Consider the following 21,695-nt stretch of genomic DNA (forward strand, 5'->3'; position numbering starts at 1 on the left):
GCTAAGTCGAAATTCAGAACCTGTTAAGCCGTTTTATGACTTTGGACGCCTGACGCATATTCTTGGCCGATTGCTGCCCCTGACGTTCCATATCGCGGTCTTGGGCGGTGTCCTGCCCCTTAGCGCGGCCGCGTTTGGCGACAGCATTGATGCCGTGGTTGACGCCTCTATTCACAAGTTGGCGCAAAATCATATTCAGAATTCGTTCCATGTCAGATCTCCGATCAGGGTGAACAGTATATAGGCAATCGCGGCCCTTCTTCCTACCCTACCGACAGATTTGGGCAAAACTATGGGGGCATTACGCCTCGTCGAACATCTCGGTCTGATCGCTGTCGTCGTCGTCGTCCTCATCGGGTTCACCGGTGGCGGGGGCCGGACGGCTTTCCAGCAGACCGGCAGAGCGGAGTTCTTTGAGGCCCGGCAGATCACGTGCGCTTTCCAGACCGAAGTGATCGAGGAAATTTTGCGTCACAACAAAGGTCACGGGCCGCCCCGGTGTCATCCGACGTCGGCCAAATCTGATCCATTCCAGTTCGATCAACTGATCGATGGTGCCGCGGCTGACGCTGACGCCGCGGATTTCCTCAATCTCGGCGCGGGTGACGGGCTGATGATAGCTCACAATGGCCAAAGTCTCGACCGCTGCACGGCTGAGCTTTCGGGTCTCAACCGTTTCTTTTTGCATAAGAAATCCAAGGTCAGGTGCGGTGCGGAACGCGTAGGCATCCCCCACCCGCATCAAGGCCACGCCGCGCCCTTCGTATCGTTTGCGCAGATGCACCAAAGCCTCCGCCGGATCGCAGCCGTGGGGCATGCGGCCCGCCAATTCCTTGATGGTCACGGGCTCTGCCGTGGCAAACAAGATCGCTTCGACCATGCGTTCCTGTTCGCCCATGGGCGGGGCCTCGAACAGGCTTTCTTCGGGGGCCTCATCAGCTGCGTTCACATCATCCGTCATCGGATTTCCTTCTGATCTGAATGGGCGCGAATGTGTCGCTTTGGCGGATTTCGACCCGCCCCTCTTTGGCCAATTCTAACGACGCCGCAAAAGTCGACGCGGTGGCAGATCGCCGCTTGGCGGGGTCCATTTCCCCACCGTCGGGCCGATAAGACAGGATATCTGTCCAGTCGCCGGCAAAGCCGATCAACCCGCGCATGCGCCCCAGAGCCTCCTCCATGGTGAACACGCTTTCGCGGTCCATCACAAAGGGGCGGAATTCGTCTTTGGTGCGGATGCGCGCATAGCCCTGCATCAGGTCCAACAGCGTCGCAGTGTATGTCACACGACGTGTCCGCGTGACGTCTTCGGTGATTCCCCGAGCGAAAAAATCGCGGCCCAGTTGGTCGCGCGCCATCAATTTGGCCGCCGCATCGCGCATGGCCGCCAGCCGTTCCAGCTGAAACGCCAAATGAGCGGCCAGTTCTTCGCCTGACGGGCCTTCTTCGGTGGGATCGGGCGGCAACAAAAGACGGGATTTCAAAAACGCGAGCCACGCCGCCATGACCAGATAATCCGCCGCCAGTTCCAGCCGCAAATCACGCGCCTTGTCGATAAAGGCGAGGTATTGTTCCGCCAGCGCCAGCACCGAAATCTGCCGCAAATCCACCTTTTGCGTCCGGCTAAGGGTCAACAGCAGGTCCAGCGGGCCTTCAAACCCGTCCACGTCCACGATCAGCGCTTCGGCCGCAAGCCGGTCGCTGACGTCGATCACTGGATCGGTGCTGCTGTCTGACATCCCTGCCCCTCACGGGTCCCTGAAACGACCCTAATTCATAAGGTCGTCAAGTTCTTCCGCAAGCGCGCCAATGTCAACGGGCGTTGGTGCTTTGCGCCATGTGAGGGCGGCCTCTGCGCGGGCGTGTGCCGCATCGGTCATCACACCCACGGCGTCGGCCACAGCGGTCAGTTCAGGGGCCTTGCCGTTGCAATGCAAGACCACGTCGCAGCCTGCCGCAAGAGACGCACGGCTGCGCGTGGCAACATCGCCGTCAAGCGCCTCCATTGAGATGTCGTCGGTCATCAACAACCCGCCAAAGCCGATATCATAGCGGATGACGTCGATCATGGTGCGCGATGTGGTGGCGGGGTGATCGGGATCAATGTCGTCGTAGACAATATGTGCGGTCATGCCCATGGGCAGATCGGCCAGCCCCCGAAACGGGGCGAAATCCTGTGCATCAAGGAACGCACGCGGGGCCGTCACGCGCGGCAGGTCCTTGTGGCTGTCCACAGACGCCAGCCCGTGTCCGGGGATATGTTTGGCCACGGGCAGAACACCGCCCGCCAGATGGGCCTCGGCGACCGTGCGCGCGGCGTCCATGACGGTCACTGCGTCGTTGCCATAACACCGGTTGCGCAGAAACGGGTGTGTCACGCGGCCTGCGATATCGGCACAAGGCGCACAGTTGCCGTCGATCCCCACGGCGCGCAATTCTTCGGCAATCAAACGGTAGCGCAGCCACATGGCGCGGATGGGGTCGCTTGCCACCTCCATATGTTCCATCGGGGAGAGCCATTGCCGCCAGTGAGGTGCACGCAGCCGTTGCACGCGGCCCCCTTCTTGATCGACAAGAATAATGGCCTCATGGCCCGCCGCATCGCGCAGATCGTCGCACAGTTTGCGCAGCTGGTCGGGGCTGTCCACGTTGCGCGCAAACAGGATAAAACCGAACGGTTTAAAATCCCGAAAAAAGGCGCGTTCCCAATCGGTTATCTCAAGCCCTTCGGGCCCGAGGATCGCGGCGCCAAAGGCCATCAGCGGACCACGACAGGAATACAGGGCGCCCCTTCGGCGGACATGGCCGCACAAAACCGGCGCGCATCGTTGAGGTCGGCAAAATTCATCGCCCGCAGACGGAAGAACGTCCGCCCACCCGATGACGCCTGCTGGATCACTTGATCCTTGCCGTCGAAGAATTCAGGGAAACGGCCCGTCAGACGACCCCATTCGGAAGCTGCGATTTCGGGACTGTCGAACGCGCCCAGTTGCACCAGCTTGGTGCCCACGGGCAGTGCGGCGGATGTGACTTCGGCGGACACGGCAGGCGTGGCCGCTGGAGTGGGCGCAACGGTGGCTGCCGCTGCGGTCGGGGTCGCAGGCTGGGCCACTGCCGCCGCAACCGCAGGCCGCGCGCTCGGCCGCGGGGAGCGGCGCACGCCGGGCACTGCGTCCGGAATAACATCGGGGTCCACGACAACGCCGTTGACCGCGACTTCGATCGGGGCGGTTTCGCCAGCCTCAAGATCGGTCAGGGGGGCTGCACCGGCGGCAATCTGGTCGGCCAACGCCAACACATCCTCAGCCGTCAAAGGGGTCGATGGGTCGACCGGCGTGGTGGTCGCGGCAAGTGTTGGAACCTCGGCCTCATCTACCTCCAGCGTGGCCTGCACGGCGGCGGCGATTTCGGGCGCTGGCACGGGGGAGACCTCAGCGGCCTCAGCCACGGGGGTGACTTCAAGGTCCTCGGCCTCAAGACCCACACCACTGGGGGCCAGCACCAAGCGGTCCTCGGGTTCTGCGGCCCCGCCATCGGCGGGTACGGAATTGACGGACAGGCCGACGTTCGACGCGATCTCACCGCCGGGGTTTTCAGGGGCGACGCGCATGTCGCCTGCCATGGCCTTGACCACGGGCACGCCCGTGACGTCGCGCATCAACAGCTTATAGCCCCAGATGCCCACGCCACCAATCAGCGCGATGGACACCGCCGCCGCTGCGATGTTCACATAATTTCCTGCGGGAATCCCTGCATTGGCCCCGTTCGGGCCTGCCGTAAAATCTGCCATGTCCGCCTCACTGCGCAGCACTTATGTGCCGTCATTGTTTGAACCGATATCATGCAATCTGCTCGATCACATATATGTCGACGCCATGGGCGCCTGCCTTTCCCCCGACCGCAATCGTGCGCTTTAGCGCATCTCTTCTGCCGGAGTGACGCCGAGAATACCCAAGCCGTGGGAAATTACAACGGAAACGGCCCGGATGAGGGCGATTTTCGCCTGTGAGGCCGCCACATCGTCCTGAATGAACCGCAAGGACAGATCATCATTGCCCCGGTTCCACAGCCCGTGAAGTTCGGACGCGAGGTCATAGAGGTACAGCGCAATCCGGTGCGGTTCATTCGTCCGCGCCGCAATTTCCACCACACGCGGCCATTCCGCAGCCTTCGCGGCCAGCGCAATTTCCGCCTCATGGGTGGCCAGCGACAGATCAGCCGCCGCCAGATCGGATGTATCAATTCCTGCATCTGCCGCCTTACGCAGCACGGAATGAACCCGCGCGTGGGCGTATTGGACGTAGAACACAGGGTTGTCCTTTGACTGTTCCGTGACCTTGTCAAAATCGAAATCGAACGGCGTGTCGTTCTTGCGCGTCAGCATGATGAACCGCGCGACGTCCTTACCCACTTCGTCCACCAAATCCTGCACGGTGATAAAGGTCCCCGCCCGTTTGGACATCTTGAACTCGGACCCGTCTTTGAACAAACGCACGATCTGCGCGAGCTTGATGTCCAGCGGCACCTGGCCACCTGACAGCGCGGCAACTGCCGCCTTCATCCGTTTGACATAGCCCGTGTGATCGGCGCCGAATACATCAATTAGGGCGTCGAAGCCTCTGGTAAACTTATCAAAATGGTACGCGATGTCGGGCGCAAAATATGTCCAAGCACCGTCGCCCTTTTGCACAGCGCGGTCTTCGTCATCGCCAAATTCGGTGGATTTGAACAGCCATTGTTCCCGTGGTGCCCAGTCATCGGGCAGCTTGCCTTTTGGTGGCTTCAACGACCCCCAATAGATCAGGTCCTTGGCTTTGAGATCATCAATCGCCTGTTCAATCCGGCCCGTGCCGTACAAGGATTTCTCGCTGAAAAACACATCCATCTTGATGCCCAAAGACGCCAGATCCTCCCGCACCAGATCCATCATCGCGTCCGTGGCAAAGACCCGAACATCGGCCAGCCAGACGTCTTCGTTCTTGCCCACATAGGCATCGCCGACTTTGTCTTTCAGCGCCTCTCCTGCGGCGATCAGATATTCACCGGGGTATGTGCCGTCCTCAAACGTGACCTCTTGGCCGTGGGCCTCAAGGTAGCGCAAATAGACGGACCGGGCGACCACATCGACCTGCCCGCCCCCGTCGTTGATGTAATATTCACGCGTCACATCAAAACCTGCGTACTCCAGCAAAGACGCCAAAGCATCGCCGAAAATGGCGCCCCGCGTGTGGCCCACATGCAACGGGCCAGTGGGGTTCGCGGAGACATATTCCACGTTCACGGACTTGCCTGCGCCCATGTCGGACTTGCCAAAATCGGCATCCGTAAGGGCCGCGCGCACCACATCGCCCCAGACATCCGGTGCCAGCCGCAGGTTCAAAAACCCTGGTCCTGCCACATCCGCAGATGCCACGCGCGCATCTGCGGCCAGCTTTGCGGCCAAGCTTTCGGCAATGTCGCGGGGTTTGGACTTCGCAGGCTTGGCTAGAACCATCGCTGCATTGGTCGCCATATCCCCGTGGGCCGCATCGCGTGGCGGCTCCACCGTGACGTTGTCGAACGACAACCCCTCGGGCAACGCGCCCTCAGCGGTCATCGTTTCAAGACAATCCACAACCAAGGCACGGATATCAGCAAACAGGTTCATGACACTTCCTTTCAATCAACCGTCCGTTTAGCACTGTGACAACAGACGTCAACGAGCCTTACCCATGCCCCGCATCCTCTTTTTCTTTACGGCCCTGGCTGCCATGGTCGCCACACTGACGGCGGTGTTGGTCCGGGCGGAGCTGGCGCAGCCCGGCCTGTCGCCCCTTTTGACCACACCGATGGGCGACGCGAACGGCACGGCATTTGTCAAAACATCCGCGTTGCACGGGCTGACCGCCTATTTGACGATCACTCTATTGGGCACGACCATGGCGGCCAAAGCCCGCGCGCGCGGCGCGTTGTTCGCCACGCCGACACTGATCATCGGGCTGGTGTTCAGCCTGTCGATGGTCGCGATGCTGGTGATGTCCCTGTTGGGACCGGACACGGGCGAAGTCGCTGCGGCGGGATGGACCTTATATCTGCCCGACAGCCTGCGTGACCCTGCCCAGTCGGTCGCCGCGTCCTTCGGGCCCTCCCTTGTGGACCGGCTTCTCGGTGGCGAACAGGCGGCCTTCGCCAGTCTTATGCTGCTTCCGGCGGCGGGCGTCCTGTTGATGGCGTGCTACGTGATGCTGGGTGGCGAACCGGGTTTGCGCTGGATCGGTGCCACAGGCGCGCCCCTCATTATCGGGTGCAGCGTGTTGATCTATCAAATGCCGCGTGAGACGCCGCTGATTTTCATGCTGTCGGTGTACGTTCTTGCGGTGTTGCCCTTTCTGGCGGCGGCCAGCGTCCGCATCACGGATGAGCCCCCCGCATGGCTGATTGTCATGACCTTGGGGATGATGGCGGCCTTGGGCGGTATTTTGGTCGCCGTGACGGCTTTGCCGTCGTTCGGGTTTGAGCGGACCATGACGGATGTCGCGATCCTCTATATTTTTCCACTGGGCCTCGGCTTTTTCGCGCTGCCCGCCCTGATCCTTTATCCAGGCCCCACACGTCTCCCAATGACAGTGATCTGGCTGACCGCGCCGGTCATTGCAGGGGCCATGGCGCTGTGGATCGTGCCTTTGATCTTCCTTGGGCTCAGCGGCCAGCCTGTCTTTTACGCCGATTATCCAGAAGCTTTTGCGCGCGAAAACGTCTTGGCCTCGCTTTGGGTCGGCCTCTTCGTGGTGCTTTATCTGGGGATGATCACGGTCCTACGCCGCACCAACACCGGCTAGCCCCCGCCGCCGCCCACCAACCGGCTGTGGGTTTCCAGCGCGAAGCGATCGGTCATACCGCTGATGTAATCGCTGACAATCCGCGCAAGGGCCGTTTCATCCTTGGCGGCCGCCACGTCCTTGCGCCACGCCTGCGGCAGATGTTCGGGGCTGGACATGAACAGAGGAAACAAATCCTCAACCACTTGGGTCACATCGCGGCGCATTTTCACGACGCTCGGCGCGCGGTACATCTGCGTAAACAGAAAGCTGCGCACAACCTTGAGGTCCGCCCAAAGTGCTGGCGAAAACTGCGCCATCATCCGCCCCGCCCCGCGCACATCGGCGCAGGTCTGGGGGCCCAGTTGCGCCAGATTGGCCTGCGTCACGCCAATCACGTCCTCCACTAGAACCCCAAAGAAACGGCGCAGCGCCTCATGCCGACGGCGATATTTATCAAGGCCGGGATACCGCGCGTCCACCTCGCGAAAACAATCGCCCACAATGGGCAGCTGCAACAGATCGTCTGTGCCAAACAGCTCTGCGCGCAGTCCGTCGTGAATGTCATGGTGGTTGTAGGCGATGTCATCGGACAAAGCCGCCACCTGCGCCTCGGCGCTGGCGTGGGTGTGCAATTCCAGATCGTGGCGCTGGTTGTAATCCTCCAACGCATAAGGAACGGCGTCGCCCTCCCCCCCAGTGACCACGGGGCCGTTGTGCTTTGCGATCCCCTCCAAGGTTTCCCACGTCAGGTTCAGCCCGTCCCAATCGGCATAATGCCTCTCAAGCGATGTGACGATACGGATCGCCTGCGCGTTGTGATCAAACCCACCATAAGGCGCCATCAAGGCCGCAAGCGCATCCTCACCGGTGTGCCCGAAGGGCGTGTGGCCCAGATCATGGGCCAGTGCCACAGCCTCCGTCAGTTCTGCATTCAGGCCCAAAGCGCCCGAAATCGTGCGGGCAACCTGTGCGACCTCAATGGAATGGGTCAGCCGCGTGCGGAAATAATCGCCCTCATGTTCAACAAAGACCTGCGTCTTGTGTTTCAATCGCCGGAACGCGGAGGCATGGATGATCCTGTCCCGATCTCTTTGAAACGGCGACCGAAATGCGCTTTCTTCTTCTGGATACAACCGTCCGCGCGTCTGCGCCGGACTGCACGCGTATGGTGCCGCCATCCTGTGTCCCTTTTGATTGCGGGCAACCTGCCTTGTCGCCCCTGCCTGCCCTCCCTATATTGCGTGTTGGTCCCGTAAGGCCAGTCTGACCATGAAAAGGTTGCAAGAATGTTGACGTTACCTCCCAAAGTAACCCCCCGCGCCTTCGAACGCCTTGCTGAGATTGGCGCGCAGGCCTCCGGCAAAGCGCTGCGCATCGCCGTGGAGGGCGGCGGCTGTTCTGGCTTTCAATACGAAATTGATCTGGACGCCCCCAAGGACGACGATCTGGTCCTCGAAGGGGCCGGTGAAAAGGTGGTCATCGACAGCGTCTCCCTGCCCTTTCTGGCCGATGCGACGATCGACTTCACCGAAGAACTCATCGGTGCGCGCTTTGTGATCGAAAACCCCAACGCCTCCAGCTCCTGCGGGTGCGGCGTCAGTTTCTCGATGTAGGGTCGCCCAAACCGGACGCTTGTTTTCGCCCCGACAACCGGTCAAAACAGACCCAGATCAAAGGGGCCCGTCATGAAAATCGCGACATTCAACATCAACGGCATCAAGGCACGCATCGGGGCGTTGACGGAGTGGTTGGAAGGCTCCCAGCCGGATGTTGCGATCTTGCAGGAAATCAAATCCGTCGACGAAGGCTTTCCCCGCCAACACTTTGAAGACATGGGATATATCGTCGAAACCCACGGCCAAAAGGGCTTTAACGGGGTGGCGATCCTGTCCAAACTTCCGCTTGAAGATGTCACGCGTGGCCTGCCAGGCGGCGAAGGCACCGGGCGCGACAACGAAGACGACATCGAGGCCCGCTATATCGAGGCCACGGTTATGGGCGACAGAGCGATCCGCATTTGCGGCCTGTACCTGCCCAACGGCAACCCCGCACCCGGCCCCAAATACGACTACAAATTGCGCTGGATGGACCGGCTCAAGACCCGGGCGGAGGCGTTGATCGCCCTCGAAGAACCGTTTTTGATGGCGGGCGATTACAACATCATCCCCCAACCCGAAGACGCCAAACGCCCCGAGGCTTGGACCGATGACGCGCTGTTTCGCCCCGACAGCCGCGCGGCCTTCCGTCGCCTGCTGAACCTTGGCCTGACAGAGGCGTTTCGCGCCCGCCACCACGGCCCCGGCCACTATTCGTTCTGGGATTATCAGGCCGGTGCATGGGACCGGAACGATGGCATTCGGATCGATCACTTTTTGCTGTCACATCAATGCGCTGACCTGCTGCAAGACTGCTGGATCGAAAGCGAAGTACGCGGGCGCGAAAAACCCTCAGACCATGTCCCCGTCTGGGTCGATCTGAACGCCTGACCGGACACTGGCGGGACGGGGGGCGGGGCGCATTTGAGGCGGCGCCTCAAACAGCGTCGTCAGACGTCGCGTCGTAGCCGTAAAGCCAATCCATCTGCTGCAAGAACGCCTTCGGCGCAATATACCCCAGTGTTTTCAAACCCATATGGGCCACGATCCGCGCCGGTCCCGACAAATGATAGTTCCGCGCGTTGGCATTGGCCGCCGCAATAGCGCGACGCACGCGCGGGTTTCGCGCGGCCTGATAGGCTGCGAATGCGGCGTCCACAGACGCCGCCCCGTCGCAACAGCGCGTAAGGATGAACCCGTCTTCGATGGCCAGATTCGCCCCCTGCGCCAGAAACGGAAGTGTCGGATGTGCCGCGTCGCCGATCAGGGCCGTGTTATCCCGCGCCCAGACATTGGCGACCTCATGGCGGAACAGCCCCCACAGATGGGTGTCCGTGACGCGGCCCAAGATGTCCTGCAAGGGCGCGCAAACGTCCCCGAAAGCCTGTCGCAGATTGGCGGGATCATCGCGATGCGCCCAGCCTTCCGCCGCCCAAGTGTCGCGTTCCTGAACGGCTACAACGTTCAACCGCCCGCCCGGCAAAGGGTAGGTCACCACGTGCCGTTTCGGTGCCATCCAGATTTGGGCCACAGCCTCCGCTTCCGGGGCGTCGACAATCGCACGCCACGCGACCTGACCTGTAAAGAACGGGTCGCGGGGGCCGTTCAACGCGGCCCGCGTGGGTGAATGGATGCCCTCGGCCCCCACCACAATATCGCCCTCACAGGTGGCGGCATCAACCTTCGTGCCCAGATGCAGCTGCACGCTTGCGGCGCGGCAGCCCTCGGCCAAAACGTCAATCAAATCAGCGCGGTGAAAGAACCGGTAGGGCGGCCCGCCCAGCTGTGACAGATCGAACCGCGTCACCGCCCGCCCTGCCCGCGCATCCATGGGCTGCACGGCCTGCGCGGTCAGGCTGGCCGCATCCAACGCGTCGCGCAGGCCCAAAGCCTCCAACGCGCGCGCACCATTGGGGGTGATCTGAATACCTGCACCGACACGGCCCAGCGCCTCGGCCTGTTCAAACACCTCAACCCGCGCGCCGGATCTCGCAAAGGCCAACGCGGTGGTCAGCCCGCCGATCCCGCCGCCCACAACGCAAACGCGGCGGCCCCGATTGGAACCGCCGCGCTGCAAAATTTCAGTCTGGGCCGTCACGTCAGTCGTCGCGGTGCACTTTTTCGCGGCGTTCGTGACGTTCCTGTGCCTCAAGGCTCATGGTGGCGATGGGACGCGCATCGAGACGTTTGAGGGAAATAGGCTCCCCCGTGACGTCGCAATAGCCGAATTCGCCTTCTTCGATCCGGCGCAATGCGGCGTCGATCTTGGCGACCAGTTTGCGTTCACGGTCCCGCGTGCGCAGTTCCAGCGCGCGGTCGGTTTCTTCGGACGCACGGTCGGCAATATCGGGGATATTGCGGGTCGCACCTTTCATGGCCTCAATCGTGTCGCGGCTGTCTTCCAGAATGTCGGACCGCCATGCGAGCAGTTTGCGCCGGAAATATTCCAGCTGGTTGTCGTTCATGAACGGTTCGTCTTCGGCCGGACGGTAATCATCTGGCAGGAATGTTTCGGCTTTCATGTTCGCTCCCTCAGCAGCGGGGCGTGAATGGCTGTCAGTTGGCTGTGACAATATCAGGCTCCCTCTATCGCGCTTGCATTACTACCAACGGTTGCCGCTGTCACCCCCCCTTCACGACCAATTTTTCATGGCTTGAAGGTCGTATTCGAAGTGATACGGTCGCCCCCGCACTGCAAACCACAAAAGGGCCGCCCCATGCGCTTTACCGGAACCGAGACCTATGTCGCGACCGACGATCTGACCGTTGCGGTCAATGCCGCCGTCACGTTGGAGCGTCCCCTGCTGGTCAAAGGCGAACCGGGTACGGGCAAAACGGAACTGGCCCGCCAGGTGAGTGCCGCCCTAGGCTTGCCGATGTATGAATGGAACATCAAATCCACCACGAAAGCCCAGCAGGGCTTGTACGAATATGACGCCGTCAGCCGGTTGCGGGACAGCCAGTTGGGCGACGAAAAGGTCCATGATGTGGGCAATTACATCAAGAAGGGCAAACTTTGGCAGGCGTTCGAGGCCGAGGGCCGCGTCGTGTTGTTGATTGATGAGATCGACAAGGCGGACATCGAATTTCCCAACGATCTTTTGCAAGAACTCGACCGGATGGAATTCCATGTCTATGAGACCGGTGAAACGATCGCGGCCCGACACCGCCCCATCGTGATCATCACGTCCAACAACGAAAAAGAACTGCCCGATGCGTTCCTGCGGCGCTGCTTTTTCCACTACATCCGTTTTCCCGACATGGATACGATGCGCCAGATCGTCGAGGTCCATCATCCAGGCATCAAGGACGCTTTGTTGACGACCGCGCTGACCCAGTTCTATGAAATCCGCGAACAGCAGGGCCTGAAGAAAAAGCCGTCCACGTCCGAAGTGCTGGATTGGCTGAAACTGTTGCTGGCCGAAGATCTGGACGCTGAAGACCTCAAACGTGACGGGGCTTCAGCGCTGCCCAAGCTGCATGGCGCGTTGCTGAAGAACGAACAGGACGTGCATTTGTTTGAACGGCTGGCGTTTATGGCGCGCAGCGGGCGCTAGACGGTCTGCACCTAGCACAATCAACATCTGGTGGCTGCCTTTGGTGTGGCCACTAACCTATTGAGTCTTTTGAATCACACCCGCCCCCCATTTCCACGCGACGTGGAAAAAGACCGTGAATTAAGGCGCTTTCCTCTCGTTTAATCCTCCTTGTCCGATATCTGGTCGCGGAATTGCCCAATTCTGCCCCAACTCGGGCCTCAGTCGACTGGCAGGTTTCCGGCTGAGACATAAGGAGAGCAGAGTTGACCAAGGCAAAAATGCCGGTCGCCATGCACCAAGGATCCCGTGCCAAAGATGCGCGGGTGGGACAGGTGTGGACCGAAGAACTGACCTTTTCAAAGGCCAGCGCCGATTGCGTTGACCCCTCCGGTATGGACCCCTACGCCCCGTCTGGACGCGCCCCCTGTCGGAGGGCGCTATGAACCGTACGTTCCGGCGCCTGTTGGCGCTTTCGATTATGCTCATGACGGCCTGTACGCCGGTGCCCCCGTCCAATCTGGGGCCAACTTTGCCGACCCGAACGTTGGGCCTGCAAGACGCCCTGCCCCCGATGAACCGCTTTGCGGGCAACCGTGTGACAACGCCGACCCGGTCCAACCGTGAAGTTGGCAAAGATTTCATGGATCTGGCTTTTCGGATGGAAAGTGGCCGTGTCGTGTCCCGCCTCACGCGGTTCGAAGCCCCGATTTCTGTCCGCGTGACAGGCGATATCCCCCCAAGCCTGACACCTGATCTGCGCGCTCTGCTGGGCCGTCTGCGGTCTGAGGCCAACATCGACATCTTCATGACCGGTGCGGCCAATGCTTCCATCACGGTTGAGGCGATCCCGCGCAGTGTCCTGAACGCGGCAGTGCCCCGTGCGGCCTGTTTTGTGGTCCCGCGCGTGTCGTCATGGGACGAATTCAAGACCGTGCGCCGCACGCCAACCGTGGATTGGACAACATTGGAACGTCGCGACCGCGCGGCGGTGTTTGTGCCGTCTGACGTGGCCCCGCAAGAAATCCGCGACTGCCTGCACGAAGAACTTGCACAGGCGCTCGGCCCTCTCAACGACCTTTACCGTCTGTCAGATTCTGTCTTCAACGATGACAACATCCACGCGGTGCTGACCTCTTTCGACATGCTGATCCTGCGCGCCTATTATGACCCAGCGCTGCAAAACGGCATGACACGCGGTCAGGTCGCGGCCCGTTTGGGCCCTGTTCTGGCGCGGTTGAACCCAGCAGGCGAAGGCCGCCAGCCCCGGCCGCAAAATGACACCACCCGCGACTGGATCAACAACATGGAAATCGCGTTGACCGCAGGGTCCACCGCGACCCGCCGCCGGTCGGCGGCCTTGCAGGCGGTCAGCACCGCAGGCGCGCTGAATTGGGCGGGGCCCCGCACAGGATTTGCCAATTATGCCTTTGGACGCCTGAACGTGGGCCATGACAGCACAATCGCGCTGGCCGCTTTCAACCGCGCGCTGACGATCTACAACCGGTCCTCCGAAACCCGCCTGCACGCCGCCCATGTGTCGGTCCAACTGGCGGCCTTTGCCTTGTCATCTGGCGATGGTGAAAACGTCCTGAACCTTGTGGAAGGTGCCATGCCGGTGGCGGCCGCACATGAAAACGCAGCCCTTTTGGCCACCTTGATGATGTTCAAAGCCGAGGCGCTGGATATGCTCGGGCAACCGGCCGCTGCGACAGCGGTGCGCATGGACTCTCTGGGTTGGGCGCGGTACGGATTCGGGACAGATGCAAACGTGCGCGCCCGCCTTCGAGAGATCGCGTCGCTCAACCCACTCAAAGGAACCTGACCCCATGATCTACCCCCTCGGCGGCCTTGTAATCGGAGCATTGTTGGGGGCGTTTCGGGCCAAACAGCGCGGCGGAAAAGCCGCTGACATGGCCCAATGGGGGGCCGTCTTTGCGATGATCTTTGGCGTCATCGGCCTGTTCATCGCCATCATCATCACCCGCCAGTACGTCTGATGTTCCTGCCCTTCTTCGATCAGCTTCGAAGGGGTGGCGTTCCGGTGTCCTTGCGCGAATATCTGACCTTTCTGGAAGGGATGGACGCAGGGCTGGCGACCTACGACATCGAAGCCTTCTACTTTCTGGCCCGCACCTGCATGGTCAAGGACGAACGCAACATCGACAAATTCGATCGCGCCTTCGCCGCCAGCTTCGAAGGCTTGGACGCCATCAGCGCCGATGATGTGCTTGAGGCCGTGGACATCCCGCAAGAGTGGCTGGAAAAGATGGCCGAAAAGCACCTCAGCGCCGAAGAAAAAGCTGAGATTGAGGCCTTGGGCGGGTTCGACAAGCTGATGGAGACCCTCAAAAAACGGCTGGAAGAGCAAAAGGGCCGCCATCAAGGCGGGTCCAAATGGGTCGGCACCGCCGGCACCTCCCCTTTTGGCGCCTATGGCTACAATCCCGAAGGGGTGCGCATCGGCCAATCCGAAAGCCGCCACCAACGCGCCGTCAAAGTCTGGGACAAACGCGAATTCCGCAATCTGGATGACACTGTCGAAATCGGCACCCGCAACATCAAGGTCGCCCTGAAACGGCTGCGCCGTTGGGCCCGCGATGGGGCGGCGGATGAACTGGATTTGAATGGCACCATCCGCGCCACGGCGGAAAACGGCTACCTCGACGTACAAACAAGACCAGAGCGGCGAAATGCCGTGAAGGTGTTGTTGTTTCTCGACGTTGGCGGTTCCATGGACCCACATATCAAACTGGTGGAAGAGCTGTTTTCGGCCGCAAAATCCGAATTCAAGCATCTTGAACACTTCTACTTTCACAACTGCCTGTACGAAGGCGTGTGGCGCGACAACCGCCGCCGGTGGGATGCACAGACCCCCACGTGGGATGTGCTGCGCACCTATGGGTCTGATTACAAATGTATTTTCGTAGGCGACGCGTCGATGTCCCCCTATGAGGTCGCTTACCCCGGCGGGGCAAATGAACACTGGAACGCCGAGGCCGGACAGGTCTGGCTGGAACGCGCGCGGGACCAATGGCCCAATCATCTATGGCTCAACCCGCTGCCTGACCGCTACTGGCGGTTCACCCAATCGGTGCAGATGATCCAAGGCATATTTGGACAAGACCGTATGGTTCCCATGACACTGCACGGCATCGAACGGGGGATGAAAATCCTCACATGACAGCGATCAGTCATCTTTGGGCCGAACACCGTTTGGCGCTGCTGGCCTTTGTCGCAGCCCTTGGGGCGCTGGCCTATTTCGGGATCACGACCTTGGCCGCCGCGGTCTATTGGATGGACCCCGCCCATCAGGATCAGCCGCTGGCAGGGTGGATGACGCCACGCTACGTGGGCCAATCCTATCACTTACCCCGCGATGTGGTGGCCGATGCGTTGATGATCACCCGCGGCGAAGATCCCCCGCGCATTCGTCTGTCCGACATCGCGACACAGAACGATATGACCATGGACGATCTGCAAAGCCGCATCGACACCGCCAAAACGGCCTTCGAAGAAGACCGTCAAAATCGGCAAGGTCAAACCGATGGGTGAAATTGCCCTGTCCCTTGTGGCCGACTACGGCGTGCCGATCGTTTTTCTGGTGACGTTTCTCAGCTGCCTTGCCGTACCGGTCCCCTCCTCCTTGTTGATGATGGCCGCTGGCGGGTTCGCCGCCGCAGGGGATCTGTCATTGATCGCTGTGGCCGTGGCCGCATTCACGGGGGCGGTGCTGGGCGACAACACGGGCTATTGGATCGCGCGCCGCTTGGGCCAGCGCGCGTCCGATTGGATCGACCAGAACGACAGACGTCGCGCGCTGAAAACAAAGGCCGGCGATATTCTGGATCGTCGCGGCGGCCCATCTGTGTTTCTGACCTGTTGGCTATTTGCACCCTTAGGCCCCACGATGAACTACGTCTGCGGATTGACGAAATTCAGCTGGGGGCGGTTCGTGGCGTGGGGCATGGCCGGTGAAGTCGTCTGGGTGTCGATCTACGTCGGGCTCGGCTTCAGCTTTGCCGACAACATAACCGCATTGGCAAGCCTTCTGGGCAATGCCAGCGGCGCGGTGACAGCCCTTGTCGTGGTGGTCCTATTGGGCCTGTGGCTTTTGCGTGCGGCGCGCCATCGGGCAGCGCCCGCCTAGCGGGCCTGGCTCAATTGCCCTTGGACGCAGCTTGCGCCCGATCCTGCTGACGAAATCTTTCGATCAGCTCATCAAAGACATCATTGGACGGGGGCGACCGATAGGCTGCGCGCCAAGGTGCGGCTGCGGTTTTGTCATCACATCGTTTATAAATACTCATCACTCATCTCCTGCGGCCCCACGAGACGTAAACGCGTATACTTAACAAAAGGTGCTCTGAATCATAATAAATGTGATCTCTGTGACATAATTTTACAACCGCTTGTGTGGCCCGGCCCCGGACGCCATATCAAGGTCATGTTAAAATTCGCCCCCATACTGCTGGCCATCGGCTACGGCATCATCATGTACCGCCTGTCCGCATGGCGTCTGGCCAAGGAGTTGGACGCCAAAAGCACTGAGCTGGCCGATCCCAAGCTGCGCGCCCTGACGCAAGATATGGCGAAGGTCGTCGATATCCCGCGCATCAAAGTCCACATTTATGAGGTCGAACCGGTCAACGGCCTTGCCGCCCCCGATGGTCGCATCTTTATCACCCGTGGATTTTTCCAGAAATATCAATCGGGTGAGGTCACGGCCGAAGAAATGGCCAGCGTGATCGCCCATGAATTGGGCCATGTCGCTTTGGGCCATTCGCGCCGCCGGATGATCGACTTTTCCGGCCAGAACGCCCTGCGGACCGCGCTGGCCATGGTGCTGTCGCGGTTCATCCCCGGCCTCGGCCCCCTGATCGCAAATGCGGCCATGTCGTTGTTGATGGCGCGCCTGTCACGTGCCGATGAATATGAGGCCGATGCTTATGCCTCCGCCTTGATGATCAAGGCGGGCATCGGCACCCAGCCCCAAAAGTCCCTTTTCGAAAAACTCGAAACCTTGACCGGCGCGCGCGGCGCATCGCAGGCGGCGTGGCTTCTCAGTCACCCCAAAACCCCGGAAAGGATCGCCGCGATCGAAGCGAATGAGGCCAAGTGGACGTCCTAGCCCCGCGCGCCTCTCTTCTTTGTCTCAAAAATATCCCGGGGGGAGGCCGCAGGCCGGGGGGCTGGCCCCCCTTCCGACCTCAGCCGGATCGGATTGGCGAAGCCAATTCGAAACCTCACCCCAAAAGTTTGCCCAACCGTGGCAACCTGGCTTTGCGCATCAGTTTGCGCATCTCCCACGTGTCACCGGACAAGCGCCGCGCCTCATCCAGAACAGCCTCGCCCGCGGTTCGAACGGCCTCGGGATGACTTTGCGCCAGCGTGATCAAAAAGCCGTCCGGATCGATCCGGTCCAGCCCTTCGTCGCCCAAAATATCCTTTGGGAAATCCTTGGCGTTCACCGTCATGATCGCATCCGCAGAACAGCCCACAGCAGCGGCCAACACATGAATGTCGTTGGTGTCCGGCAGCCATAAGCGCGCCTCGATCCCTTGCGGGATCTTCACCTCTGCCCGTGCAAAGCGCGCATTCAACAGGGCGATTTCGCCGCGCGCAATCGTCTCCCCCTCGGGGCCGATCTTGCGCGCGGCCCGCGCCCATTCTTCCAAGATACGGGGCGACCAGCGCGGCTCGAACAGGCCCTGCTCGGCCACGCCCAAAACCACCTCCCGCATGACCGTGGGAAACAGGACGCAGGCGTCGATCAGCACCCTCATAGGCGGAACGTCAGCGCCTTAAGGTAGCCGCTTTCGGCCAGTTGTGGCAGCAAAGGATGGTCCGGCCCTGCAAAGCCCGTATTCACCAACATGCCCCGTTTGCCGCCCTTGCCGATCCCGCGTGCCGATGCATCGCGGAACCGTTTGAGGTCTGCGGCATGGGAACACGAACACAGCACCAGATAGCCGCCCTCCTTCACCAACGGTGTGGCCAGTCGCGCCACCCGTTCATAGGCGCGCATCCCTTTTTCGATGGCCGGTTTGGACGGCGCAAAGGCCGGCGGATCGCAGATGACCACATCGAAGCGTTCTTTGGCCTTGCCCAAGGCCTCCAACACGTCAAAGGCATCGCCCTGACGGGTCTCAAACCGGTCAGCCACGCCCGAAGCCTCCGCCCCGATCTGTGCCAGTTCCAACGCGGGCGCTGATCCGTCCACGGCCAGCGCGCTGGCCGCCCCGCCGGCGAGTGCAGCAAGGGAAAACCCACCCACGTGGGAAAATACATCCAAGACCCGCGCGCCGTGGGCCAGCTGGGCTGCAAAGGCGTGGTTGGGCCGTTGGTCAAAGAACAAACCCGTCTTTTGCCCGCCCATGACATCCGCCATATAGGTGGCCCCGTTCATGGGCACGGGGATCGGGCCGCTGGGAGCCGGCCCCGTGGTGACGGCCATCTCCTCGTCCAGACCCTCAAGGGACCGCGCACGGCCCGTGCCGTTTTTGATGACGGTCGTGCAGCCCGTCACCTCAACCAAGGCCGCGCTGAGCATGTCAAACATCCGGTCGGCCCAAGACGCATTGGGTTGGACCACCGCCACATCGCCAAAGCGGTCGATTACGACGCCCGGCAGGCCGTCGGCCTCGGCGTGGATCAGACGGTAGAAAGGGTCAGGGTACAGCCGCGCACGGTGATCCAGTGCTGTCTGAATGCGGGCGGCAAACCACGCTTGGTCAATCACGGCTTCGGTGTCGCGGTCCAACATTCGCACGGCGATCTTGGACTTGGGGTTGATCGTGCCCAGCCCCAGCGGCTTGCGTTCCGCATCTTCCAAGATGACCAAGCCACCATGGGACAGGCCCTTGGTCCGGCGGTCCATCACCATTTCATTGGCAAAGACCCACGGGAACCCGTGACGGATGACTTGCGGTTTTGCGTTGGGACGCAGGCGAACAATAGGCAAAGGGAGCTGTTTCATAACAGCCCCCTTACCGTGTTCATTTGTGCTTGGAAAGCGGCCTCAGGAGGCAGCGGGGGCCCCACCTGCGGCGGTCAGACCGGTCAGTTCGCGCAAGAATAGATTGGTCAGGTGATTGGTGATACGCACCTTTTGGCCCTGCCCCTGATTGTCGGCGGCAAGGGCGGCGTAGCCACCCAGGGCTGCCAGATCGCCATCGATACGGCGTGCTGTCTCAAGAACTTCGCCGGTCACCGCGTCACGGACGGTCAGATCGAACTTGATCGAATGCACGCCCCCCACCGAATACCGTGTGCGTTCAGTGAGAGAGTGGAACCGGACAAGCTCCACATCCACGGTCACAGGGCGTTCGCCCGTCAGGCCTTGGCCTGCAGCACGGATCGACGTCTGGAAAATCGCGGAGATCTGTTCGGCACGGTTGCCCAGCGGGTCGCCACGCCACACGATGTCAGCGATCGGGTAGTAGGAATTTGCTTCGGACACGGTCATGTCCTGCGGCACGGCAAAGCGGATCGAGTGCAAAGAATAATCCCGCAGAACCTGTGGGGCCTGCTCGGCGCTCAGACGTGGTGTTTCAAGCGGCGCGTTCCGCGACACAACGTCTACGGTGGAACAGGCTGTCATTGCGGCGCTGACGGCGCCCAGTGCGAACAGTTTCGCAGATACTTTAAAAACCTTCATCATTCCCTCCGGGGCTTCTGCCCTTGTCGTTTTTCACGTTTGGATGGGGTTATATGCCCTCTAAATCGGGGCAGGATTGTGGTTAACGAATGGTCATTGCGCGGAATCTGTCGGGCTGAACCATGGCCCAGAGGTCCAGACGAGCCGGTTAAAATCCAATTCAAATCCCTGCATTGAGGCATTGTTAGCGCAAACATGATCTGATACCAGCGCAGCAAATCCGACAAAAAGGTGTGTCATGACATTGAATTCAACCGTTGAGCGCGTCACCGACCGCATCCGTGCCCGGTCCGAGGGCGCCCGCAAGACCTACCTTGACCGTATGGCCGCCGCCGTTGCCGATGGTCCCCGCCGCGCCCATCTGACCTGCGGCAACCAAGCCCACGCCTATGCGCCAATGGGTCAGGACAAGGATGCACTGGTGGCCGAAAAGGCCCCCAACATCGGCATCATCACGGCCTACAACGATATGCTGTCGGCCCATCAGCCCTTTGAAACCTACCCCGCCAAAATCCGCGAGGCCGCCCGCGCCGCCGGTGGCACCGCCCAAGTGGCGGGCGGTGTGCCGGCCATGTGTGACGGCGTGACCCAAGGCCAGACGGGTATGGAGTTGTCCCTGTTTTCGCGCGATGTGATCGCATTGGCCGCGGGTGTCGGCCTGTCGCACAACGTCTTTGACGCCGCTTTGTATCTGGGGGTCTGTGACAAAATCGTGCCCGGCCTGATCATGGCGTCCGCGACCTTTGGGTATATTCCGGGGCTGTTTGTGCCAGCGGGGCCCATGACATCCGGTCTGCCCAACGATGAAAAAGCCAAGGTCCGGCAGGAGTTTGCCAAGGGCAACATCGACCGGGCTGAGCTGATGAAGGCCGAAATGGCCTCCTACCACGGGCCGGGCACTTGTACGTTCTATGGCACGGCCAACACCAACCAGATGTTGATGGAATTCATGGGCATGCACCTGCCCGGTGCGTCCTTTGTAAACCCCGACACCGAATTGCGTGAGGCGCTGACCACAGCCGCCACCACCCGCGCGCTTGAGATCACGGCGCTTGGCAATGACTACACGCCCGTGTCCGATATTCTGGACGAACGGGCCTTTGTGAACGGGCTTGTGGGGCTGATGGCCACCGGTGGATCGACAAATCTGGTGCTGCACCTGCCTGCCATGGCGCGGGCGGCGGGCGTGATCCTCGATCTTGAGGATTTCTCGGACCTGTCTGCGGTGACACCGCTGATGGCCAAAGTGTATCCCAACGGTCTGGCCGACGTGAACCACTTCCACGCGGCAGGCGGTTTGCAGTTCATGATCGGCAACCTGCTTGAGGCTGGATTGCTCCATGACGATGTGAAAACCGTGGCCGGCCAGGGGTTGAGCCATTACGCCAAGGACCCCAAATTCGCCGATGGCCGCATCACATATGATGCAGGCCCCAAAGAGACGTTGAATGACAAAATCCTGCGCCCCGCGTCCGATCCTTTTGCCCCCCAAGGCGGGTTGGTCCAGCTGTCGGGCAATCTGGGACGTGGTGTGATCAAAGTGTCCGCCGTGGCCCCTGAACGTCATATTATTGAGGCCCCGGTGCGCGTGTTCCATGAACAGCATGACGTCAAAGCCGCCTTTAACGCAGGCGAGCTGACCGAAGACGTGATCATCGTGGTTCGCTTCCAAGGCCCCAAATCCAACGGCATGCCGGAATTGCATTCGTTGACGCCTACGTTGGCCGTGTTGCAGGACCGTGGGCTGAAGGTGGCCTTGGTCACCGACGGCCGCATGTCCGGCGCATCGGGCAAAGTGCCCGCCGCGATCCACGTGGCGCCCGAGGCCGCAGACGGCGGCCCGCTGGCGCTGTTGCGCGATGGGGATGTTGTACGGTTGGACGCGACCACGGGCAGCCTGACCTGCATGACCGACCTGACCGACCGCCAGCCCGCTGTCGCGGATCTGACGGGCAATGGCACCGGCGTCGGACGGGAACTGTTTGAGATGTTCCGCCAGACCGTTGGTCCCTCCACCGATGGCGCTGCTGTCGTTCTTTGAACCCCGCTAAAATTCCGGAATTTTAGCGACTGACCAAAATTCCGGAATTTTGGTTCCGCCCGA

Annotated in this window: 23 protein-coding genes; 11 read left to right on the plus strand and 12 right to left on the minus strand. The window is 60.9% G+C overall.

The features are described from left to right. Positions 1 to 13: 13 nt before the first annotated feature. From ACTG36_RS14100 to argS, 6 genes are all read right to left on the minus strand, one after another. Positions 14 to 211 carry a hypothetical protein gene (locus ACTG36_RS14100; protein ID WP_375281677.1) on the minus strand — a complete coding sequence of 66 codons (198 nt, stop codon included), beginning with the start codon at positions 209 to 211 and terminating at the stop codon, positions 14 to 16. 90 nt (positions 212 to 301) lie between these two features. Then, the gene (gene scpB / locus ACTG36_RS14105) at positions 302 to 961 is read right to left on the minus strand and encodes an SMC-Scp complex subunit ScpB (RefSeq protein ID WP_375281676.1); all 660 of its coding nucleotides are present in this window, start codon (positions 959 to 961) and stop codon (positions 302 to 304) included. Beyond that, a complete protein-coding gene (locus ACTG36_RS14110) occupies positions 951 to 1,739 on the minus strand; it encodes a segregation and condensation protein A (protein ID WP_439142681.1) in 789 nt (262 codons plus the stop codon). Before ACTG36_RS14110 ends, scpB begins: the two co-directional genes overlap by 11 nt. Positions 1,740 to 1,769: 30 nt before the next feature. Continuing rightward, positions 1,770 to 2,759: a glycoside hydrolase family 3 N-terminal domain-containing protein gene (locus ACTG36_RS14115; RefSeq protein ID WP_375281674.1), complete on the minus strand. Its 990-nt coding sequence runs from the start codon at positions 2,757 to 2,759 to the stop codon at positions 1,770 to 1,772. Further along, positions 2,759 to 3,790, minus strand: coding sequence for an SPOR domain-containing protein (locus ACTG36_RS14120; RefSeq protein WP_375281673.1), 1,032 nt, complete (start codon positions 3,788 to 3,790; stop codon positions 2,759 to 2,761). The genes ACTG36_RS14115 and ACTG36_RS14120 overlap by 1 nt, the downstream gene beginning before the upstream one ends. 123 nt (positions 3,791 to 3,913) lie before the next feature. Further along, a complete protein-coding gene (gene argS, locus ACTG36_RS14125) occupies positions 3,914 to 5,647 on the minus strand; it encodes an arginine--tRNA ligase (RefSeq protein ID WP_375281672.1) in 1,734 nt (577 codons plus the stop codon). Between the two features lie 64 nt (positions 5,648 to 5,711). Between argS and ACTG36_RS14130 the strand changes: the two genes are divergently transcribed. Then, positions 5,712 to 6,818, plus strand: a complete 1,107-nt coding sequence (locus tag ACTG36_RS14130) for a hypothetical protein (protein ID WP_375281671.1) — start codon at positions 5,712 to 5,714, stop codon at positions 6,816 to 6,818. Here ACTG36_RS14130 and ACTG36_RS14135 read toward each other — a convergent pair. After that, positions 6,815 to 7,978 (minus strand): deoxyguanosinetriphosphate triphosphohydrolase, encoded by a 1,164-nt coding sequence (locus ACTG36_RS14135; protein WP_375281670.1) that lies wholly within the window; start codon positions 7,976 to 7,978, stop codon positions 6,815 to 6,817. The two genes, ACTG36_RS14130 and ACTG36_RS14135, sit on opposite strands and share 4 nt — an antisense overlap. Positions 7,979 to 8,086: 108 nt before the next feature. Between ACTG36_RS14135 and ACTG36_RS14140 the strand changes: the two genes are divergently transcribed. Next, on the plus strand, positions 8,087 to 8,413 hold the full coding sequence (locus ACTG36_RS14140) for a HesB/IscA family protein (RefSeq protein ID WP_375281669.1): 327 nt from the start codon (positions 8,087 to 8,089) through the stop codon (positions 8,411 to 8,413). A 72-nt stretch (positions 8,414 to 8,485) separates the two neighbouring features. Continuing rightward, complete coding sequence (gene xth, locus ACTG36_RS14145; protein WP_375281668.1) at positions 8,486 to 9,286, plus strand: exodeoxyribonuclease III; 801 nt, start codon at positions 8,486 to 8,488, stop codon at positions 9,284 to 9,286. 46 nt (positions 9,287 to 9,332) lie between these two features. On the opposite strand, the gene ACTG36_RS14150 is transcribed toward xth, so the two are convergent. Beyond that, positions 9,333 to 10,493 carry an FAD-dependent monooxygenase gene (locus tag ACTG36_RS14150; RefSeq protein ID WP_439142685.1) on the minus strand — a complete coding sequence of 387 codons (1,161 nt, stop codon included), beginning with the start codon at positions 10,491 to 10,493 and terminating at the stop codon, positions 9,333 to 9,335. 1 nt (position 10,494) lies between these two features. Further along, on the minus strand, positions 10,495 to 10,917 hold the full coding sequence (dksA, locus tag ACTG36_RS14155; RefSeq protein ID WP_375281666.1) for an RNA polymerase-binding protein DksA: 423 nt from the start codon (positions 10,915 to 10,917) through the stop codon (positions 10,495 to 10,497). A 195-nt stretch (positions 10,918 to 11,112) separates the two neighbouring features. Between dksA and ACTG36_RS14160 the strand changes: the two genes are divergently transcribed. From ACTG36_RS14160 to ACTG36_RS14190, 7 genes are all read left to right on the plus strand, one after another. After that, positions 11,113 to 11,952 (plus strand): AAA family ATPase, encoded by an 840-nt coding sequence (locus ACTG36_RS14160; protein ID WP_375281665.1) that lies wholly within the window; start codon positions 11,113 to 11,115, stop codon positions 11,950 to 11,952. 421 nt (positions 11,953 to 12,373) lie between these two features. Next, positions 12,374 to 13,756, plus strand: a complete 1,383-nt coding sequence (locus ACTG36_RS14165) for a DUF2927 domain-containing protein (protein WP_375281664.1) — start codon at positions 12,374 to 12,376, stop codon at positions 13,754 to 13,756. 4 nt (positions 13,757 to 13,760) lie between these two features. Next, positions 13,761 to 13,931 carry a hypothetical protein gene (locus ACTG36_RS14170; protein ID WP_375281663.1) on the plus strand — a complete coding sequence of 57 codons (171 nt, stop codon included), beginning with the start codon at positions 13,761 to 13,763 and terminating at the stop codon, positions 13,929 to 13,931. Next, positions 13,931 to 15,115, plus strand: a complete 1,185-nt coding sequence (locus tag ACTG36_RS14175; RefSeq protein WP_375281662.1) for a vWA domain-containing protein — start codon at positions 13,931 to 13,933, stop codon at positions 15,113 to 15,115. The genes ACTG36_RS14170 and ACTG36_RS14175 overlap by 1 nt, the downstream gene beginning before the upstream one ends. Continuing rightward, complete coding sequence (locus tag ACTG36_RS14180; RefSeq protein ID WP_375281661.1) at positions 15,112 to 15,486, plus strand: hypothetical protein; 375 nt, start codon at positions 15,112 to 15,114, stop codon at positions 15,484 to 15,486. The genes ACTG36_RS14175 and ACTG36_RS14180 overlap by 4 nt, the downstream gene beginning before the upstream one ends. After that, complete coding sequence (locus tag ACTG36_RS14185) at positions 15,479 to 16,081, plus strand: DedA family protein (RefSeq protein ID WP_375281660.1); 603 nt, start codon at positions 15,479 to 15,481, stop codon at positions 16,079 to 16,081. Before ACTG36_RS14180 ends, ACTG36_RS14185 begins: the two co-directional genes overlap by 8 nt. 297 nt (positions 16,082 to 16,378) lie before the next feature. Then, complete coding sequence (locus ACTG36_RS14190) at positions 16,379 to 17,062, plus strand: M48 family metallopeptidase (protein WP_375281659.1); 684 nt, start codon at positions 16,379 to 16,381, stop codon at positions 17,060 to 17,062. A 115-nt stretch (positions 17,063 to 17,177) separates the two neighbouring features. Here the strand turns inward: ACTG36_RS14190 and ACTG36_RS14195 are convergent, their stop codons facing one another. From ACTG36_RS14195 to ACTG36_RS14205, 3 genes are read right to left on the minus strand one after another with little or no spacing between them, the layout of a single operon-like run. Further along, positions 17,178 to 17,717, minus strand: a complete 540-nt coding sequence (locus tag ACTG36_RS14195; RefSeq protein WP_375281658.1) for an RSP_2648 family PIN domain-containing protein — start codon at positions 17,715 to 17,717, stop codon at positions 17,178 to 17,180. After that, entirely contained in the window at positions 17,714 to 18,910 is a 1,197-nt protein-coding gene (locus ACTG36_RS14200; protein WP_375281657.1) for an RSP_2647 family RNA methyltransferase, read from the minus strand. The genes ACTG36_RS14195 and ACTG36_RS14200 overlap by 4 nt, the downstream gene beginning before the upstream one ends. 42 nt (positions 18,911 to 18,952) lie before the next feature. Next, the gene (locus tag ACTG36_RS14205) at positions 18,953 to 19,594 is read right to left on the minus strand and encodes a DUF6778 family protein (protein WP_375281656.1); all 642 of its coding nucleotides are present in this window, start codon (positions 19,592 to 19,594) and stop codon (positions 18,953 to 18,955) included. A 235-nt stretch (positions 19,595 to 19,829) separates the two neighbouring features. Between ACTG36_RS14205 and edd the strand changes: the two genes are divergently transcribed. Then, the gene (gene edd, locus ACTG36_RS14210; RefSeq protein WP_375281655.1) at positions 19,830 to 21,632 is read left to right on the plus strand and encodes a phosphogluconate dehydratase; all 1,803 of its coding nucleotides are present in this window, start codon (positions 19,830 to 19,832) and stop codon (positions 21,630 to 21,632) included. Positions 21,633 to 21,695: the final 63 nt, after the last annotated feature.

This window comes from Pseudooctadecabacter sp. (assembly GCF_965657175.1).
Taxonomy (GTDB): domain Bacteria; phylum Pseudomonadota; class Alphaproteobacteria; order Rhodobacterales; family Rhodobacteraceae; genus Octadecabacter.

What these genes read in the sequence shown, in the direction of transcription:
- ACTG36_RS14200 (WP_375281657.1), bottom strand. Translation starts at nt 18,910, where the DNA reads ATGAAACAGCTCCCTTTGCCTATTGTTCGCCTGCGTCCCAACGCAAAA.
- argS (WP_375281672.1), bottom strand. Translation starts at nt 5,647, where the DNA reads ATGAACCTGTTTGCTGATATCCGTGCCTTGGTTGTGGATTGTCTTGAA.
- ACTG36_RS14100 (WP_375281677.1), bottom strand. Translation starts at nt 211, where the DNA reads ATGGAACGAATTCTGAATATGATTTTGCGCCAACTTGTGAATAGAGGC.
- xth (WP_375281668.1), top strand. Translation starts at nt 8,486, where the DNA reads ATGAAAATCGCGACATTCAACATCAACGGCATCAAGGCACGCATCGGG.
- edd (WP_375281655.1), top strand. Translation starts at nt 19,830, where the DNA reads ATGACATTGAATTCAACCGTTGAGCGCGTCACCGACCGCATCCGTGCC.
- ACTG36_RS14115 (WP_375281674.1), bottom strand. Translation starts at nt 2,759, where the DNA reads ATGGCCTTTGGCGCCGCGATCCTCGGGCCCGAAGGGCTTGAGATAACC.
- ACTG36_RS14110 (WP_439142681.1), bottom strand. Translation starts at nt 1,739, where the DNA reads ATGTCAGACAGCAGCACCGATCCAGTGATCGACGTCAGCGACCGGCTT.
- dksA (WP_375281666.1), bottom strand. Translation starts at nt 10,917, where the DNA reads ATGAAAGCCGAAACATTCCTGCCAGATGATTACCGTCCGGCCGAAGAC.
- ACTG36_RS14185 (WP_375281660.1), top strand. Translation starts at nt 15,479, where the DNA reads ATGGGTGAAATTGCCCTGTCCCTTGTGGCCGACTACGGCGTGCCGATC.
- ACTG36_RS14120 (WP_375281673.1), bottom strand. Translation starts at nt 3,790, where the DNA reads ATGGCAGATTTTACGGCAGGCCCGAACGGGGCCAATGCAGGGATTCCC.
- scpB (WP_375281676.1), bottom strand. Translation starts at nt 961, where the DNA reads ATGACGGATGATGTGAACGCAGCTGATGAGGCCCCCGAAGAAAGCCTG.
- ACTG36_RS14170 (WP_375281663.1), top strand. Translation starts at nt 13,761, where the DNA reads ATGATCTACCCCCTCGGCGGCCTTGTAATCGGAGCATTGTTGGGGGCG.
- ACTG36_RS14165 (WP_375281664.1), top strand. Translation starts at nt 12,374, where the DNA reads ATGAACCGTACGTTCCGGCGCCTGTTGGCGCTTTCGATTATGCTCATG.
- ACTG36_RS14140 (WP_375281669.1), top strand. Translation starts at nt 8,087, where the DNA reads ATGTTGACGTTACCTCCCAAAGTAACCCCCCGCGCCTTCGAACGCCTT.
- ACTG36_RS14180 (WP_375281661.1), top strand. Translation starts at nt 15,112, where the DNA reads ATGACAGCGATCAGTCATCTTTGGGCCGAACACCGTTTGGCGCTGCTG.
- ACTG36_RS14175 (WP_375281662.1), top strand. Translation starts at nt 13,931, where the DNA reads ATGTTCCTGCCCTTCTTCGATCAGCTTCGAAGGGGTGGCGTTCCGGTG.
- ACTG36_RS14160 (WP_375281665.1), top strand. Translation starts at nt 11,113, where the DNA reads ATGCGCTTTACCGGAACCGAGACCTATGTCGCGACCGACGATCTGACC.
- ACTG36_RS14190 (WP_375281659.1), top strand. Translation starts at nt 16,379, where the DNA reads ATGTTAAAATTCGCCCCCATACTGCTGGCCATCGGCTACGGCATCATC.
- ACTG36_RS14195 (WP_375281658.1), bottom strand. Translation starts at nt 17,717, where the DNA reads ATGAGGGTGCTGATCGACGCCTGCGTCCTGTTTCCCACGGTCATGCGG.
- ACTG36_RS14205 (WP_375281656.1), bottom strand. Translation starts at nt 19,594, where the DNA reads ATGATGAAGGTTTTTAAAGTATCTGCGAAACTGTTCGCACTGGGCGCC.
- ACTG36_RS14135 (WP_375281670.1), bottom strand. Translation starts at nt 7,978, where the DNA reads ATGGCGGCACCATACGCGTGCAGTCCGGCGCAGACGCGCGGACGGTTG.
- ACTG36_RS14130 (WP_375281671.1), top strand. Translation starts at nt 5,712, where the DNA reads ATGCCCCGCATCCTCTTTTTCTTTACGGCCCTGGCTGCCATGGTCGCC.